The organism is Erwinia sp. AnSW2-5 (assembly GCF_045107195.1).
In the GTDB taxonomy this organism is placed as follows: domain Bacteria; phylum Pseudomonadota; class Gammaproteobacteria; order Enterobacterales; family Enterobacteriaceae; genus Erwinia.
This window is the reverse complement of sequence record NZ_JBJGXA010000012.1, coordinates 1-16,765: the sequence shown is the minus strand read 5'-3', so window position 1 is coordinate 16,765 and position 16,765 is coordinate 1. Positions and strand designations below refer to the sequence as shown.

Sequence of the window (16,765 nt, the reverse complement as noted above, 5' to 3'; positions counted from 1 at the left end):
TAGTCGTTACAAAACACGGCGTGCCGCCGCCGTCGCTGCGCGTCAGCGTGAAAAAAGGCTACTGCGTAGAATTAGTGATTTGCTGGGTCAGGAGGAGAGCGTGACGTTAAGCGAGACAATGCGCTGTGCATTCCCCGGCAGACAGTGCTGCCCACAGTGTGGCTTACCGGGGCCAGGAAGCCGGCCATCCTGTTCATTTTGCTCAGTTGCCGATCAGCCAGTGCCGGACAGATAAAAAAAGGCCGCACGATGGCGGCCTGCTTGTCTTAGCGATCGGTATCGCTTTCGTCGTCCTCACTGAGTAAGGACTTAATAAAGCTTCGCTGCGCGGGTGTTAACACCCAACCTTCCAGATCCACGGTGACCGGGTGAGCATCATCAGTGCTGTCCGGTAGAGGATCCGCAGGCGCTTCCGTCTGAAGATCGACGGGTGGGTTATGACTGTCTTTATCCATAAGTTCTGATGAAGGAACCTCAGTAAGAAAGCGCACCAGCCAGATCACGCCAAATCGACGTAACAGGCCCTGTATGTTATCTCCCTTACTCCTTCAGTCTCCTTTTAATGATGCCCAGTTTTATTCTAGGATTTTTCAGACAAGTGATAAATGAATTATTCTGATGTGTGAATTAGCGCAATGATTGTCGCTATGTTGCAGGGTCGTTGCACGGAGAAGTGAGAGCAGGCAGGACAGGCATAGCCTGTCTTCCCTGCCTGATAAAAATGATGTCCCCGGCGAATAACGCACCCACGGTGTCACACTGGCGATAGTTCGGATGAATGTCCTGAACTCAGGCAATCAGTGGGTGGCGTCTTCCAGCACCTGGTGGATCACCGCTGAAAGCTGGTTGATTTCGAATTTCGCCACATAGCCATTCGCCCCAACTTTACGGACGTGATCTTCGTTAGCACTGCCGGAAAGTGAAGAGTGGATCACCACAGGAAGATCCTTCAGATTGTGATCGCTTTTGATGTTACGCGTCAGCGTAAAGCCATCCATCTCCGGCATTTCGAGGTCGGTTAATACCAGGGCGATCTTGTCATGGATAGAGGTGCCCTCTTCCTGCGCTTCCTTGTAGAGCTTTTTAATTTTTTCCCAGGCTTCGAGGCCAGTGGTATGCATCTCGGCAGGTATACCCATCGCTTTCAAGCCCTGCTCCAACATCTGACGGGCAACCTTCGAGTCTTCCGCCACAATCGCTATCGCGCCCGGTTTCAGCTTGAAGGTTTTTATCTTGATATCGCCTTCTTTCACTTCACGAACGGAAGGAATGACATCATGCAGGATCTGCTCAACATCCAGCACCATTGCCATGTTGTTGTTGTTATCCAGGCAGGCAATGCTGGTAATGTTACGGGTGCTGACGCCGGATTCCGCTGCATGGACCTGGCTCCAGTCAAGGCGCACGATATCCTCGACAGATTCCACTGCAAACGCCTGAGTGCTGCGCGCGTATTCAGTGACCAGCAACAGATTGAGGCCCGTCGCCGGGATACAGCCCGCCACCGCAGGCAGATCGATCACCGGGATTAACTGCCCGCGAATATTTGCCATACCCAGCAGCGGTGACTTCATACCCGCCGCACGGGTGATGTTGGTCATCGGCACAATTTCACGCAGTTTAAAAACGTTGATGCCGAACAGTTCAGGCTTATCGTCCTGATGAGCAGACCCCAGGCGGAATAACAAAAGTTCGAACTTATTCGATAATGCGAGATTCGCTCTCTCATCGATCTCTTTTTGAAAGTTATCCATGTCTACCTCAGGTTATTATTCATTGTTGTTAGTCGGTGCAGAAAAACAGCACGCGCTCAGGATCGCTGTTGAAGGTTATCGGCAGTGACGAAGAAAAATACAGGGCAGATTGCAGGGTTTTTGAACGAGGGCGAGAAAAAGATGAGTGTAACATACCCCTTCCGGCGCTTATCTCCGGCACTCAATGGTGTTAGCTCTGTGAGGGGCGCAAGAATGATACAAGCCAGGAGTATTCCTAACAAGTTAAATGATATTAAGTATCATTCTCATGAGGATTTACACTGTCTGATGGAGCACATATGGCAGGGCTGATGAATTCCAGCCCTGTTGAAGTAACACTGCCAGCGGCTAAACCTGCATATTCATAATGTCACTGTACGCGCTGACCAGTTTGTTACGCACCTGGATGCCCATCTGCATTGAGACGCTGGATTTTTGCATATCCACCATCACGTCATTCAGTGAGACACCTTCTTTACCCATCTGGAAGTCCTGCGCCTGAGCACGAGATTCCGTCTGCGTTTCACTGATCTTGTTTAGCGCGGCTTTCATCTCAGCGCCAAAATCTGCATGCGATGCACTGTCTGCACCTTTACCGCCAGCGGCCTGCATTGCTGTGGTTTGCAGCGCCTGCATCACACTCTCAATACCCTGAATAGCCATGTTTTCTCCCGGAAGAACGATGTGGTGATTACGATTGCAGACAAACTTAACACAATGTCAATAAGACAAAGCCCGTAAATAGCCGCATAAATCACAGCTTATCCAGCCATCGAATTTCTCATTTCAGAAAATAATGGCAGTCCATTGAGGTGGAAATTTTTTAAGCCAGCGCATCAGGGAGTCAGTTTTGTTACGACACTACACGCAACAGTCCGGTCAACTGTCAGGCAGGAACGAGTCATGAATGCAACTGTCACACAGGATAATCCAGAGAAGAAAGGTTTGAATGACCTGTTCGCTCGCCTACGCGCTAACCCCCGCATCCCTATTGTTGTTGCGGCGGCCGCGGTTATTGCCGTCGTTATTGCGATGGCACTGTGGGCCAGGCAGCCAGATTATCGCGTCCTTTTTAGCAACCTCAGTAATGAGGATGGCGGCACCATCGTCACGCAGCTGACCCAGATGAACGTACCGTATAAGTTCGACGATCAGGGTGGCGCGCTGTTGGTTCCCGCTGCACAGGTGCATGAGTTGCGCCTGCGCCTCGCTTCACAGGGGTTACCGAAAGGTGGCTCTGTGGGGTTCGAGCTGCTGGATAAAGAGAAATTCGGTATCAGCCAGTTCAGCGAGCAGGTGAACTACCAGCGTGCGCTGGAAGGTGAGCTGGCACGCACCATTGAAACACTCGGCCCGGTTAAGGGTGCACGCGTGCATCTGGCGATGCCAAAACCAACGCTGTTTGTCCGTGAGCAGAAATCACCGTCCGCGTCGGTGACCCTGGCATTGCAGCCGGGTCGTGCGCTGGATGAAGGCCAGATCAACGCCGTTGTCCACATGGTGTCCAGCAGCGTCGCGGGTATGCCACCGGGTAACGTGACCGTCGTTGACCAGGCGGGCCGTCTGCTGACTCAGAATGATCCAACCGGGCGTGACCTCAATGACACCCAGTTAAAATATGCCAGCGATGTCGAAGCGCGTTTCCAGCAGCGTATCGAAGCCATCCTGGGTCCTATCGTTGGCAACGGCAATGTCCATGCGCAGGTGACCGCGCAGATCGACTTTAACACCCGTGAGCAGACCGACGAGCAGTACAAACCGAACAGCAATCCTGACCAGCAAGCCATTCGCTCACGCCAGACCAGCAACAGCGAACAACTCGGTGGCCAGTATCCTGGTGGTGTTCCGGGTGCCCTGTCGAACCAACCGGCACCGGCAAACGCAGGTCCGATTACGACGCCAGCTAACGGCGCCGCAGGTGCCAATGGCGCAGCAGGTGCAGCTGGCGCTAACGGCGCAGCAGGTGCTAATGCGAATAATGCGGCGGCCAATGCAGCCACCAGCAGCGCTCAGAAAATCGTGCCGTCGAATACCCGTAACGATGACACCACGAACTATGAAGTGAATCGCACCATCCTGCATACCAAGATGAATGTCGGTGAAGTTCAGCGTCTGTCCGTTGCGGTGGTAGTGAACTACCGTACCGATGCCGCCGGTAAGCCGATTGCGCTAAATGACGCACAGCTCAAGCAGATTGAAAACCTGACCCGCGAAGCAATGGGCTTCTCGGAGCAGCGTGGTGACAGCCTGAACGTCGTTAACTCTCCGTTCACGGAAAACAGTGACCTTGGCGCTGAACTGCCATTCTGGAAACAGCCTGCGTTTATCGAGCAGATGCTGGAAGCCGGACGCTGGTTACTGGTGCTGATTGTGGCTTACATCCTCTACCGCAAACTGGTTCGTCCGCAGCTGCGTCGTAAAGCAGAGCAGGAGAAAGTTGCACTCGAGGCCGCAGCTGTTGCAGCAGCCCGTCAGTCTGAAGATGAAGAGTCAGGTATCTCCGTCAAGCTGTCGAAAGATGAACTTGACCAGGAACGTAAATCTCAGCACCGCATGAGTGCTGAGGTCATGAGCCAGCGTATTCGTGAGATGTCAGAAAATGACCCACGCGTAGTGGCTCTGGTTATTCGCCAGTGGATGAAGGACGAACTATGAGTCTCACCGGTACTGAAAAAAGCGCCATTCTGATGATGACGATTGGCGAAGATCGCGCGGCCGAGGTGTTTAAACACCTCGACTCCCGCGAGGTGCAGCATCTTAGCTCTGCCATCTCCAATATGCGTCAGGTGTCTCATAAGCAGCTTACCGATGTGTTGCGCGAGTTCGAGATTGATGCGGAGCAGTATGCGGCGCTGAGCCTCAACTCTAACGACTACCTGCGTTCCGTGCTGATTAAGGCGCTGGGCGAAGAGAAAGCCTCTACCCTGCTGGAAGATATTCTCGAAACACGCGAAACCACCTCCGGGATGGATACGCTCAACTTTATGGAACCACAGTCGGCTGCCGACCTGATCCGCGACGAACATCCGCAGATCATCGCCACCATCCTGGTCCACCTGAAGCGTGGCCAGGCGGCCGACATTCTGGCGCAGTTCGACGAACGTTTGCGTCACGATGTCATGCTGCGTATTGCCACCTTCGGCGGCGTACAGCCAGCCGCGCTGGCAGAACTGACCGAGGTGCTCAACGGCCTGCTGGATGGTCAGAATCTCAAGCGTGCGAAGATGGGTGGTGTTCGTACCGCGGCAGAGATTATCAACCTGATGAAAACTCAGCAGGAAGAAGCGGTTATCGAAGCGGTTCGCGAGTTCGACGGCGAGCTGGCACAGAAAATCATCGACGAAATGTTCCTGTTCGAAAACCTCATCGAAGTGGACGATCGCAGCATCCAGCGCCTGTTGCAGGAAGTGGAATCCGAATCGCTGCTGGTGGCTCTGAAAGGTTCCGAGCAGCCATTGCGCGAGAAGTTCCTGCGCAACATGTCGCAGCGTGCGGCCGACATCCTGCGCGACGACCTCGCCAACCGTGGTCCAATGCGTATGTCTGCAGTGGAAAACGAACAGAAAGCGATTCTGTTGATTGTCCGTCGTCTGGCCGAGACCGGCGAGATGGTGATTGGTGGTGGCGAGGAAACCTATGTCTGATAACGCGTCCCTGCCCTGGCAGCGCTGGCAGCCGAACGATCTGGCACGCCTCGATCGCCCGCTGATCGAAGAGCTGGTATTACCTGAAGTCACAGATGCTGATGATCCGATTGCTCAACAACAGTTTCAGTTAGAACAGTTACAGGCGCAGGTCCGTAACGAAGCCCAGGGTCTGGGTTACGCAGAAGGACAGCAACGCGGCTTTTCTGAAGGTCAGAAATCCGGCTATGACGCCGGTTTTCAGCAGGGACTGGCAGAAGCACAGCAGCAGCAGGCGCCGTTACAGGCGCGTATGCAGCAGCTGGTTTCCGAGTTTCACCATACGCTGGAAGCCCTGGACAGTGTGATTGCCTCACGTCTGATGCAGCTGGCTCTGGAAGCGGCCCGTCAGGTGATTGGCCAGGCTCCTCACGTCGACGGTACCGCCCTGCTGCGTCAGATTCAGGGCATGTTGCAACAGGAACCGATGTTCAGCGGCAAACCCACGCTGCGCGTGCATCCCGATGATTTGCCGCGCGTGGAAACCACGCTGGGCGCGACGCTCAGTCTGCACGGCTGGCGCCTGCTCGGGGACAGCACCATTCATCCGGGTGGCTGCAAGGTCAGCGCGGAAGATGGCGATCTGGATGCCAGTATTGCCACACGCTGGCATGAACTCTGCCGCCTGGCTGCACCGGGAGAATTGTAATGACAACTCGCCTGTCGCGCTGGCTTGGCGCACTCGACAACTTTGAAGAACGTCTGGCCCAGGTGCCGGACGTCCGTCGTTATGGTCGTCTGATCCGCGCTACGGGTCTGGTACTGGAAGCGACCGGGCTGCAACTGCCGCTGGGTGCCACCTGCGTGATTGAACGTCACGACAGCCAGGGCGTCAGCGAAGTAGAAAGTGAAGTGGTGGGTTTTAACGGCCAGAAGCTGCTGCTGATGCCGCTGGAAGATGTTGAAGGTGTTCTGCCTGGGGCTCGCGTGTACGCGCGTATCGCAGGCGACAAACAGAATAGCGGTAAGCAGATGATGCTTGGCCCTGAACTGCTGGGTCGCGTGCTGGACGGCAGCGGACGTCCGCTGGACGGATTGCCTGCGCCAGAAACCGGCTATCGCGCACCGCTGAACACCCCGCCTTTTAACCCATTACAACGTACGCCGATTACCGATGTGCTGGATACCGGCGTGCGGGCGATTAACGCCCTGCTCACCGTTGGACGCGGCCAGCGTATGGGCCTGTTTGCGGGTTCCGGTGTGGGTAAAAGTGTGCTGCTGGGCATGATGGCGCGTTATACCAAGGCCGATGTGATTGTTGTTGGTCTGATTGGTGAGCGTGGTCGCGAAGTTAAAGACTTTATTGAGAATATACTGGGTACAGAAGGACGTGCGCGTTCGGTAGTGATCGCCGCCCCGGCTGACGTTTCTCCCCTGCTGCGTATGCAGGGTGCATCCTACGCCACCCGTATCGCCGAAGATTTTCGTGACCGTGGCCAGCACGTGCTGTTGATCATGGATTCCCTGACGCGTTATGCCATGGCTCAGCGTGAAATTGCCCTGGCCATCGGTGAACCGCCTGCGACCAAAGGCTATCCGCCTTCCGTCTTCGCTAAATTACCGGCGCTGGTAGAACGTGCCGGTAATGGCATCGACGGCGGCGGTTCCATTACCGCTTTCTATACCGTACTGACCGAAGGGGATGACCAGCAGGATCCGATCGCTGACTCAGCGCGTGCCATTCTTGATGGTCATATTGTTCTGTCACGCCGCCTGGCGGAATCGGGCCACTATCCGGCCATCGATGTTGAAGCCTCCATCAGCCGCGTGATGGCACACCTGATCGATGAAACCCATTACGCCCGTGTGCGTCAGTTTAAACAGCTGCTGTCGAGCTATCAGCGCAACCGTGATTTGGTCAGCGTGGGCGCCTATGCGGCGGGAACCGACCCGACACTGGATAAAGCGATCAAACTCTACCCTGAACTGGAAGCGTTCCTGCAACAGGGCATGTTTGAGCGCAGTACTTTCGACGATGCCAGCCTGCATTTGCAGGCGATTTTTGGTTAAGTTTCATCTGAAGTCGCATCACGCCCTCTCGCGTGATGCCGCCTGACTGGAGGGCTTTATGACAAAGACAGTCTCAGCCATCGATACGCTGCGCGATCTGGCGCATAAAGATGTGGAAAAAGCCGCCATTCAGTTAGGTGACGTGCGTCGAGCGCAAAAACAGGCCGATGAGCAGCTCGACATGCTGCTCAATTATCAGGATGAATACCGCAAGAATCTCAACAACACCATGAGCGAAGGGATAGCCAGTACCCGTTGGTACAACTATCACCAGTTTATTCAGACGCTGGAAAACGCGATTGAGCAACATCGCCAGCAGCTGCTGCACTGGAATACGCGCGTGGAAAATGCATTGCGCCTGTGGCGCGACAAACAACAACGGCTGCACGCCTACGAGACCCTTCAGTCACGCGCGCTGGCTACCGCTCTATTACAAGAAAACCGTCTCGATCAGAAACGGATGGATGAATTTGCCCAACGGGCATCATTGAGGAAAGGCGAATGATAACCTTACCAACTGCGGTCACGACGACGGCAACCCCTGGCAGCGCGAAAGCCAGCAGCACTGGCGTCAGCAGCGACAGCACCCTTGGCAGCACCGGCAGTGAATCAACAGTGGGTGGGGAGGCCTCGCAGCAGGGATTCCTGACTCTTTTAGGCAACCGCCTGCTCTCTCTGGCCCAACAGGGTGGTACGGGCGTGGCCGTCGATGGCACCGACGTCGCCGCCAGTGATGAGGGTAAAGCAGCAAAAAAACCCGGCATCAGTGACCTGTTAGCCGCGCTGGACAAGCCCGATACGCTGACCGCTCTCTTGCAGCCGCAGCAGGCCAAAACCGAGTCCAAAGACGATGTGACGACGGATGAGAAAGAAGCCCCGGCGGTGACACTTAGCGACAGCGATCTCCAGGCATTGCAGGCGCTTTATGCCATGCTGCCGAACAACGCTGCCGTTCCTGTTGCCAGCACTGCGGCAAAAAGCAGCGATCTGCTCACCAATGGCCTGAATAAAAGCGATAAACAATCGACGCTGAATGCCCTGAGTGCGGCGCTGGGTAAAGTGACCACCGAAGAAGGTGATGCCACTGGCGCTGACGCTAAAAACAGCAATAGTCCTCTTTTGGTTCCAGTTAATGCAAAATCTTCTGACGCCAGCGGCACCGGCAAAGGCTCCGTAAACCCAGGCGCTGTGACTATCGACCCGGCTTTTCAGCAGGTTATGAGCAACGTTAGCAAAGATATCGATAAAGAAAATTCAAGTTCTGCCCCTAACGCGACGATAACCAATAATGTGATCAGTACCGCGTCTTCATTGCTTACCCCGACATCAACCTCGATGGTAAGTGCACCGGCAACCCCTCTGCTGAATTCTCAGCTGGGGAGTCCGGAATGGCAGCAGGCACTGGGACAACAGATCCTGATGTTCAGTCGCAACGGGCAGCAGACCGCCGAGTTGCATCTGCATCCGCAGGACCTGGGCAGTATCCAGATTAGCCTGAAACTGGATAATGACCAGGCCCAGCTGAGTATGGTGTCAAATCAGAGCCAGGTCCGGGCCGCACTGGAGGCAGCATTGCCTCAACTGCGCGCCTCTCTGGCTGAGAGTGGCATCAACCTGGGTCAAAGTAATGTCAGTAGCGATGCGTTCCAGCAAGGTCAGTCCTTTACTGGTCAGCAGGAACAGCAGCGCAATAACAACGGAAGCCCGTTTAGTCTTGCTACAGAAAATGACAGTGATGTGACGCCAATTGCCGTTCCTGCCGCCCTGCAGGCGCGCGCAGCCGGCTCCAATGCTGTTGATATTTTCGCCTGACGGCAACAAACGCGTAAGCTGATGGCAAAACTCGCGTCTTTTCTGCCTATTGTTTGGCGCAAGACGCGGGATAATTTGTCATAACGCCGTGGGACAGTGGATTACGTGGCACCGCCCCCGAAAATAATCACAGGAAGTTACAGCTAATATGACTGATAACGCTAAAGCCAAAAGCGGCAAACGTAAGCTCCTGATACCGGTGTTAATCATTGTGACCCTGGTCGCTTGCAGCGTGGCGGGCTATACAGTCTGGCGCATGATGAAAACTCCGGCTGATGCCGCTGCGGCAGCAAAGCCGGAGCCGCCACCTGCGCCGGTGTTTTTTGCTCTGGATACTTTTACGGTAAATTTGATCAATCCAGATAACGACCCGGATCGTGTGCTTTACGTGGGCTTTACGCTGCGTTTACCAGACGAAGAATCGCGTCGTCGTATGAATGATTATCTGCCGGAAGTCCGCAGTCGTCTGCTGCTGTTGCTTTCACGTCAAAGTGCCTCGGCGTTAGCGAATGAACAAGGCAAGCAGGCATTAGTAGAACAGATAAAACAGGTACTGGCACCTCCGCTGGTGCAGGGACAACCACAGCAGGTCGTGACAGATGTCCTCTTCACGGCCTTCATTCTGCGGTGATGGAAATTTATGGGCGATAGCATTCTTTCTCAGGCAGAAATTGACGCACTACTCAATGGCGACAGCGATAGTGCGACAGAAGATAAGGTCAGTAGCGGCGGCGATAACGATATTCGCCCCTATGATCCCAATACCCAGCGCCGCGTAGTTCGTGAGCGTCTGCAGGCACTGGAGATCATTAACGAACGTTTTGCGCGTTCTTATCGTATGGCGCTGTTCAATCTGCTGCGCCGCAGCCCGGATATTTCGGTCGGCGCGATCAAGATTCAGCCATACCATGAGTTTGCCCGCAATTTGCCGGTGCCAACTAACCTTAACCTTATCCACCTCAAGCCGCTGCGTGGCACGGCGCTGGTGGTTTTCTCGCCAAGTTTGGTGTTTATCGCCGTAGATAACCTGTTTGGTGGTGATGGCCGTTTCCCAACGAAAGTTGAGGGACGCGAATTCACCCATACCGAACAACGCGTCATCCGTCGCATGCTGAAGCTGGCACTTGACGGGTATAGCGATGCCTGGAAGCCAATTTATCCGCTGGAAGTCGAGTACGTTCGTTCAGAGATGCAGGTGAAGTTCACCAACATCACCACCTCACCTAACGATATCGTGGTGACCACGCCGTTCCAGGTCGAGATTGGCAACCTGACCGGTGAGTTCAATATCTGTATTCCATTCAGCATGATCGAACCGCTGCGTGAAACGCTGGTGAACCCACCGCTGGAAAACTCGCGCAGCGAAGATGAAAACTGGCGTGACACGCTGGTGAAGCAGGTTCAGCACTCTGAGCTGGAGCTGGTGGCAAATTTTGCCGAAGTCTCGATGAGAATTTCACGTCTGCTGGCTTTAAAACCTGGCGACGTATTACCGATTGAAAAACCGGACCGCATTATTGCCCATGTGGATGGCGTGCCGGTGTTGACCAGCCAGTACGGAACGCTGAATAAGCAGTACGCTCTGCGCGTGGAACACCTGATCAACCCGATTTTGAATTCGCTGAATGAGGAACAGCCCGATGAGTGATACGAATAAGCCGTCCGATGACGACATCTCTGCGGACGACCTGTGGGCTGACGCAATGAATGAACAGGTAAAATCATCTCCTACCGACAGCGTGTTTAAATCGCTGGATATAGGGGATGTGTCCGGTGCTTCGCAAGATATCGATATGATTATGGATATCCCGGTCAAACTGACCGTTGAACTGGGTCGCACCAAAATGACGATCAAAGAGCTGCTGCGTCTGTCGCAGGGTTCGGTGGTCGCACTGGATGGATTAGCGGGTGAGCCACTGGATATCCTGATTAACGGTTATCTGATTGCTCAGGGTGAAGTGGTGGTGGTCGCCGATAAGTATGGCGTGCGCATTACCGACATCATTACCCCGTCTGAACGTATGCGTCGCCTGAGTCGCTAAATGAATACCACGCAGCAGCAGCCAGTCATCCCACAGCCGGCCATTTCAACCGGCTCCATGCTCACTCAGGTGAGTGGTGTGCTGGCGGCAATTATTATTCTTATTCTCGCCTGTGCCTGGGTGGCAAAACGCTTTGGTTTTGCTTCACGGCGCAGCGGCAGCCAGACACTGAATATCAGTGCAAGCTGCTCGCTGGGTCAACGTGAACGCGTGGTCATTGTCGACGTTGATGATGCGCGTCTGGTGCTGGGTGTCACTGCCCAGCAAATTACCCATCTGCACACGCTGCCTGCCAAACCTCAGCCAGAGACAACCGACGCTGCGGAGCCAAAGCCCGATTTTCGTCAGGTACTCCAGTCATTAATGAAAAGCGCCGGGAAGAAAAAATGAAACGCACCCTTCCACTGCTGCTGCTCGGCCTGCTGATGCTGGCACCTGATGTTTATGCCCAGTTACCCGGTCTGATCAGCAAACCGATGGCCAATGGCGGCCAGAGCTGGTCACTGCCGGTTCAGACGCTGGTGTTTATTACCTCGCTGACCTTCCTGCCAGCCATCATCCTGATGATGACCAGCTTCACGCGCATCATTATTGTTTTTGGCCTGCTGCGAAGTGCTCTCGGTACCCCGTCTGCGCCACCCAATCAGGTGTTACTCGGTTTGGCGCTGTTTTTGACCTTCTTTATTATGGGCCCGGTGTTCGACAAGATTTATACCGATGCCTATCAGCCGTTCAGTGAAGACAAAATCAGCATGCAGGAAGCGATTGAGAAAGGCGCACAGCCGCTGCGTGAGTTTATGCTGCGTCAGACACGTGAAGGTGACCTGGCGCTGTTTGCGCGCTTAGCCAACACGCCGCCGATTGCCGGACCTGAAGCCGTGCCAATGCGTATTTTGCTGCCCGCTTACGTCACCAGCGAACTGAAAACGGCTTTCCAGATTGGTTTTACCGTCTTTATCCCGTTCCTGATTATCGATCTGGTGGTCGCCAGCGTATTGATGGCCCTCGGGATGATGATGGTGCCCCCGGCGACCATATCGCTACCCTTTAAGCTGATGCTGTTTGTGCTGGTCGATGGCTGGCAGTTGCTGGTCGGTTCGCTGGCCCAAAGTTTCTATTCCTAACGCGGAGCCACGACAATGACACCTGAATCGGTAATGGTACTGGGGCATGATGCCATGTTGATTGCGCTGGCGTTGGCGGCCCCGCTGCTGCTGGCTGCGCTGGTCAGTGGTTTTCTCATCAGCCTGTTACAGGCGGCAACCCAGATCAACGAACAAACGCTTTCCTTTATTCCTAAGATCCTGGCGGTTGTCACCACTATCGTGATTGCCGGTCCGTGGATGCTGAATCTGGTGCTCGACTATATGCGCACCCTGTTCAGTAACCTGCCGTACATGATCGGATAATGATTCTTTTTGACAGTAGTCAACTCCTGTTCTGGATAAGTCAGCTATTTTGGCCCCTCGCCCGCGTGCTGGCTTTGATCATGTCTGCGCCATTGCTGAATGAAAAATCCATCAGCCGTAAAGTCAAAATCGGGCTGGGCGTGATGATTACCTGGGTACTGGTGCCTTCCTTACCGCCCACTGACGTTACGCTGTTCTCCGTGGGGGGGTTCTGGCTGCTGATTCAGCAAATACTGATCGGCGTGTCGATTGGCTTCACCATGCAGTTTGCTTTCGCCGCCGTGCGCACAGCTGGTGAAGTAATAGGTTTGCAGATGGGGTTATCCTTTGCCACCTTCTTCGATCCGAGCAGTCGACTGAATATGCCGGTACTGGCACGCTTTCTGGATATGCTGGCCATGCTGCTGTTTCTGTCGTTCAACGGTCATCTGTGGCTGATCTCGATGGTGGCTGACAGTTTTCATACTTTGCCCATTGGGGGGGAACCGCTTAACGGCAATGCGTTCATGGCCCTGACCAAAGCGGCGGGTCTGATTTTCCTTAATGGCATGAGATTAGCGCTACCGTTAATCACACTGTTACTCACCTTAAACCTGGCACTGGGTTTGTTAAACCGCGTTTCACCTCAACTCTCCGTTTTCGCTATCGGTTTCCCCGTCACCTTATCAATCGGTATGGTGTTCATTAGCCTGATGATGCCGCTTCTCGCACCTTTCTGTGAACATTTGTTCAGTGAAGTGTTCGACTTGCTAGCAACCTTGCTCAGCGAATTACCCGGTAAGTAAACTTACCTATTCTCATTTTTGTGCAAAGTTATTGTTAAGCGCTGAAAATACATCAGTGTATTTTTTGCACCGTTATTTGCAGAATTTCCTTAAGGAAATTCTGATAAATGCACTAGCACGATGAAAATCATTCTTATTAAAACGCACTTAGCGTATTTTATCCCCTCAAACCGATGATTTGTTGCGAAAGAGCTAACGGTTAAAAAACACTCAACCAACTGTTTTTTATGGATATTTTATTTTTCTCGGTTTTTCTTGTTTTAAAATACATTTTCCGGCATTGTCAATCACTCCGCGGGCATACACTTTCGGAGAATGAATGTTTTTAAGAATCGTCCTATCAGAGTTTTCTGTTTTCTGCGCGATAGTGTGTCGAAGCGGGCAGAAAGCTGCATCAAATGCTGTGTAAAGTCAGATTGCTGAGCGGAACCTCTGCTTTGGCACTGACCCTGGTAATAAGACAGGTTTTCACCTCGTCAAAACTCAAACTACCTGTCAGCAAGGATGAATTAATTGCCCTCGCCATCACTGGCAAGCTTTGCTAACGCTGGGTAAATATAACAAGACCGTGAAACAGAACTCTTGCTCTCGTACCGAACGCGCGTAATTCATCGTTGATTTAAACGGATAACAAATTGGTGAGGGTCGCTATTATGCCAACGATTATTATGGATTCATGTAACTATACACGGCTAGGTTTAACTGACTATATGGCAGTTAAAGGGGTTAAAAAGAAAAATATAACCTCAGTTAACGATATCGAACAATTACAAATAAAATGCCAACAGCTTCAACCCGGCGTAGTATTTATTAATGAAGATTGTTTCATCCATGAATCCGATGCAAGCCAACGAATCAGAAATATTATTATGCAGCATCCTGATACGTTGTTTTTCATTTTTATGGCCATCTCCAATATCCATTTTGAGGAATACCTCTACGTTCGTAAGAACTTGATTATTACATCAAAATCGATAAAGCCGTCGACCCTGGATTCATTACTAAGCACGTACTTTCAAAAGAAACTTAATCTGTCACCTCGCTATTCTTCGGGCTTCGACGTACATCCACTGACGCTCAGTCAGACGGAGTCAAACATGCTGAAGATGTGGATGTCAGGTCACGACACCATTCAGATTTCAGATAAAATGCAAATAAAAGCGAAAACGGTGTCATCGCACAAAGGTAATATCAAACGAAAAATAAAAACACATAACAAGCAGGTTATTTATCATGTGGTTCGTTTAACTGATAACGTTACCAGCGGCATTTATGTCAACGTAAGATAGTCTATCAAGGGGAGGCGGGTGCTCGCCGGCTTCCCCGCCCCACATCAGATAATGCTCATTTTGTGAGCCTGCTCCCACTTACAGTCCTAATCCTTTTCGTCCGTATGCCGATGTTTTGTAGACGACCGGAGTGTTACTTCGTCCCTATCTGACAGAGAGCAATGGATATGAAATCACAACTACAATCTAACGAACATCAGGCTATCAGCTTCTGGCAACACCTGCGTCTGGTTCCATTGTTCGCCGCCATTCTTGGTGGAATTTTGCTACTTTTTGCCCTGTGTATCGGCCTCGCCAGCTATTTTTTGATTCAGAGTAATCAGTCATTGAATGATGTGACGAAAGAGATCCAGATACGCTCCGCTATCTCAAACAGCTCTAACCATTTGCGTACCGCGCGCCTGACGGTGATCCACGCCGGGGCTTCAGCACGTATCGGCGAAATGGATGAGTTCAAGGCCAACCTCGATAAAACCGAAGCGCGGATTAAGTCAGCACGCGAAAACTTTGATTTCTATCTGAATCGTCCGGTCAAGACGGCAGAAGGCGAAGCGTTGGACGTAGAACTGAAAAAACGATTTGAAGCCTATATTACTCAGGGCGTCATGCCGATGGTTAAAAGCGCTTCCGATGGGAGCTTTGAGGGGGTTATCGCTCAGGAAACGGATTACACCCGTAAGCTCGATGACGCCTATAATGAAGTGCTGTTTAAAGCCATTAAAATTCGTACTGAACGAGCTGACGGCCTGAATAAAGCCGCCCAGGCCCAGACCCATCTCGGATTTATCATGATGGCTGGCGCATTTGGCCTTGCCCTGTTACTCACCCTGGCAACCTTTATCTTCCTGCGCCGCGTGGTCATTACCCCATTACGCCAGGCAGTAGAACGCATTGAACATATTTCCCGTGGTGATTTGACCGCGCCACTGCAAAATTGGGGACGCAGTGAAATCGGCAGTCTGGGGAATAACCTGCAACTGATGCAGCAGGCTTTAGTGAAAACCGTTGGCACCGTCCGTGAAGGGGCCGTGGCGATCTATCAGGGTTCCAGCGAAATATCGGCAGGTAACACTGACCTCTCTTCCCGTACTGAGCAGCAGGCCTCGGCGCTGGAACAGACCGCCGCGAGTATGGAAGAACTGACAGCGACGGTGAAACAGAACGCAGAAAACGCCCATCACGCCAGCCAGCTCGCTTCTGATGCATCCGGTAAAGCCCGTCAGGGTGGCGATATCGTCACTGGCGTGGTGAATACCATGAACAATATTTCCACCAGTTCGAAGAAAATTGCCGAAATCACCACGGTGATTAACAGCATCGCTTTCCAGACCAATATTCTGGCACTGAACGCCGCCGTTGAAGCCGCCCGCGCGGGTGAACAGGGCCGTGGTTTTGCCGTGGTAGCCAGCGAAGTGCGCAATCTGGCGCAGCGCAGCGCCGGGGCGGCGAAAGAGATCGAAGGGCTGATTGCGGAGTCGGTGGATTTGATCGGCAAAGGGTCGGCGCAGGTTGGCCAGGCCGGTAATACCATGGGTGATATTGTTGATGCCGTCCGTCGGGTGACTGACATTATGGCGGAGATTGCTGCGGCCTCTGACGAACAGAGTAAAGGTATTCAGCAGGTCAGCATGGCGGTGACCGAGATGGATAACGTGACCCAGCAGAACGCCTCACTGGTAGAAGAAGCTTCTTCTGCGGCGGCGTCTCTGGAAGAGCAGGCCGCGCGCCTGACGCAGGCGGTATCGGCATTTAAACTGAATGGCGACGCTGTCACCACGGTGAAAACCAGCAGTACAGGCAGTAAACCTAAGGGATTAGCTGCCCCACGGCCAGTACTGGCATCCACCAGCAATGAGCATTGGGAAACGTTCTGATCGCTTCATTTCTCCCGTAGGGGTCGATCACTGAGGTATCCCCATAAAGTCAGACCGGCATGACGAGCGGTAGACCGGTGACGCTGGTCTGCACGATTGTCCAGGTC

Annotated in this window: 18 protein-coding genes; 15 read left to right on the top strand and 3 right to left on the bottom strand. The window is 53.0% G+C overall.

Going from position 1 to position 16,765, the window contains the following annotated elements; all coding sequences use genetic code 11:
* Positions 1–266: 266 nt before the first annotated feature.
* The 3 genes from ACFL9S_RS11215 to fliE form a co-directional block, all read right to left on the bottom strand.
* On the bottom strand, positions 267–455 hold the full coding sequence (locus tag ACFL9S_RS11215) for a hypothetical protein (RefSeq protein ID WP_405261974.1): 189 nt from the start codon (positions 453–455) through the stop codon (positions 267–269).
* Between the two features lie 342 nt (positions 456–797).
* Positions 798–1,754, bottom strand: a complete 957-nt coding sequence (locus ACFL9S_RS11210) for a chemotaxis protein (protein ID WP_405261973.1) — start codon at positions 1,752–1,754, stop codon at positions 798–800.
* 348 nt (positions 1,755–2,102) lie between these two features.
* Positions 2,103–2,417, bottom strand: a complete 315-nt coding sequence (fliE, locus tag ACFL9S_RS11205; protein ID WP_405261972.1) for a flagellar hook-basal body complex protein FliE — start codon at positions 2,415–2,417, stop codon at positions 2,103–2,105.
* 240 nt (positions 2,418–2,657) lie between these two features.
* Between fliE and fliF the strand changes: the two genes are divergently transcribed.
* From fliF to ACFL9S_RS11130, 15 genes are all read left to right on the top strand, one after another.
* The gene (fliF, locus tag ACFL9S_RS11200; RefSeq protein WP_405261971.1) at positions 2,658–4,409 is read left to right on the top strand and encodes a flagellar basal-body MS-ring/collar protein FliF; all 1,752 of its coding nucleotides are present in this window, start codon (positions 2,658–2,660) and stop codon (positions 4,407–4,409) included.
* The gene (gene fliG / locus ACFL9S_RS11195; protein ID WP_405261970.1) at positions 4,406–5,398 is read left to right on the top strand and encodes a flagellar motor switch protein FliG; all 993 of its coding nucleotides are present in this window, start codon (positions 4,406–4,408) and stop codon (positions 5,396–5,398) included. Before fliF ends, fliG begins: the two co-directional genes overlap by 4 nt.
* Positions 5,391–6,086 carry a flagellar assembly protein FliH gene (fliH, locus tag ACFL9S_RS11190; protein ID WP_405261969.1) on the top strand — a complete coding sequence of 232 codons (696 nt, stop codon included), beginning with the start codon at positions 5,391–5,393 and terminating at the stop codon, positions 6,084–6,086. Before fliG ends, fliH begins: the two co-directional genes overlap by 8 nt.
* The gene (gene fliI, locus ACFL9S_RS11185) at positions 6,086–7,447 is read left to right on the top strand and encodes a flagellar protein export ATPase FliI (protein ID WP_405261968.1); all 1,362 of its coding nucleotides are present in this window, start codon (positions 6,086–6,088) and stop codon (positions 7,445–7,447) included. The genes fliH and fliI overlap by 1 nt, the downstream gene beginning before the upstream one ends.
* 58 nt (positions 7,448–7,505) lie before the next feature.
* Entirely contained in the window at positions 7,506–7,952 is a 447-nt protein-coding gene (fliJ, locus tag ACFL9S_RS11180; RefSeq protein WP_405261967.1) for a flagellar export protein FliJ, read from the top strand.
* The gene (locus tag ACFL9S_RS11175) at positions 7,949–9,259 is read left to right on the top strand and encodes a flagellar hook-length control protein FliK (protein WP_405261966.1); all 1,311 of its coding nucleotides are present in this window, start codon (positions 7,949–7,951) and stop codon (positions 9,257–9,259) included. Before fliJ ends, ACFL9S_RS11175 begins: the two co-directional genes overlap by 4 nt.
* 148 nt (positions 9,260–9,407) lie before the next feature.
* The gene (gene fliL / locus ACFL9S_RS11170; protein WP_405261965.1) at positions 9,408–9,890 is read left to right on the top strand and encodes a flagellar basal body-associated protein FliL; all 483 of its coding nucleotides are present in this window, start codon (positions 9,408–9,410) and stop codon (positions 9,888–9,890) included.
* 9 nt (positions 9,891–9,899) lie between these two features.
* A complete protein-coding gene (gene fliM / locus ACFL9S_RS11165) occupies positions 9,900–10,907 on the top strand; it encodes a flagellar motor switch protein FliM (RefSeq protein WP_405261963.1) in 1,008 nt (335 codons plus the stop codon).
* Positions 10,900–11,301 carry a flagellar motor switch protein FliN gene (fliN, locus tag ACFL9S_RS11160; RefSeq protein ID WP_405261962.1) on the top strand — a complete coding sequence of 134 codons (402 nt, stop codon included), beginning with the start codon at positions 10,900–10,902 and terminating at the stop codon, positions 11,299–11,301. The genes fliM and fliN overlap by 8 nt, the downstream gene beginning before the upstream one ends.
* Positions 11,302–11,691 carry a flagellar biosynthetic protein FliO gene (gene fliO, locus ACFL9S_RS11155; RefSeq protein WP_405261961.1) on the top strand — a complete coding sequence of 130 codons (390 nt, stop codon included), beginning with the start codon at positions 11,302–11,304 and terminating at the stop codon, positions 11,689–11,691.
* Complete coding sequence (gene fliP, locus ACFL9S_RS11150; protein ID WP_405261960.1) at positions 11,688–12,425, top strand: flagellar type III secretion system pore protein FliP; 738 nt, start codon at positions 11,688–11,690, stop codon at positions 12,423–12,425. The genes fliO and fliP overlap by 4 nt, the downstream gene beginning before the upstream one ends.
* A gap of 15 nt (positions 12,426–12,440) precedes the next feature.
* Positions 12,441–12,710 (top strand): flagellar biosynthesis protein FliQ, encoded by a 270-nt coding sequence (gene fliQ / locus ACFL9S_RS11145; protein WP_133842882.1) that lies wholly within the window; start codon positions 12,441–12,443, stop codon positions 12,708–12,710.
* Complete coding sequence (gene fliR, locus ACFL9S_RS11140) at positions 12,710–13,495, top strand: flagellar biosynthetic protein FliR (RefSeq protein ID WP_405261958.1); 786 nt, start codon at positions 12,710–12,712, stop codon at positions 13,493–13,495. The genes fliQ and fliR overlap by 1 nt, the downstream gene beginning before the upstream one ends.
* A gap of 653 nt (positions 13,496–14,148) precedes the next feature.
* The gene (gene rcsA, locus ACFL9S_RS11135; protein WP_167864396.1) at positions 14,149–14,784 is read left to right on the top strand and encodes a transcriptional regulator RcsA; all 636 of its coding nucleotides are present in this window, start codon (positions 14,149–14,151) and stop codon (positions 14,782–14,784) included.
* A 167-nt stretch (positions 14,785–14,951) separates the two neighbouring features.
* The gene (locus ACFL9S_RS11130; protein WP_405261957.1) at positions 14,952–16,658 is read left to right on the top strand and encodes a methyl-accepting chemotaxis protein; all 1,707 of its coding nucleotides are present in this window, start codon (positions 14,952–14,954) and stop codon (positions 16,656–16,658) included.
* The last annotated feature ends 107 nt before the right edge of the window (positions 16,659–16,765 follow it).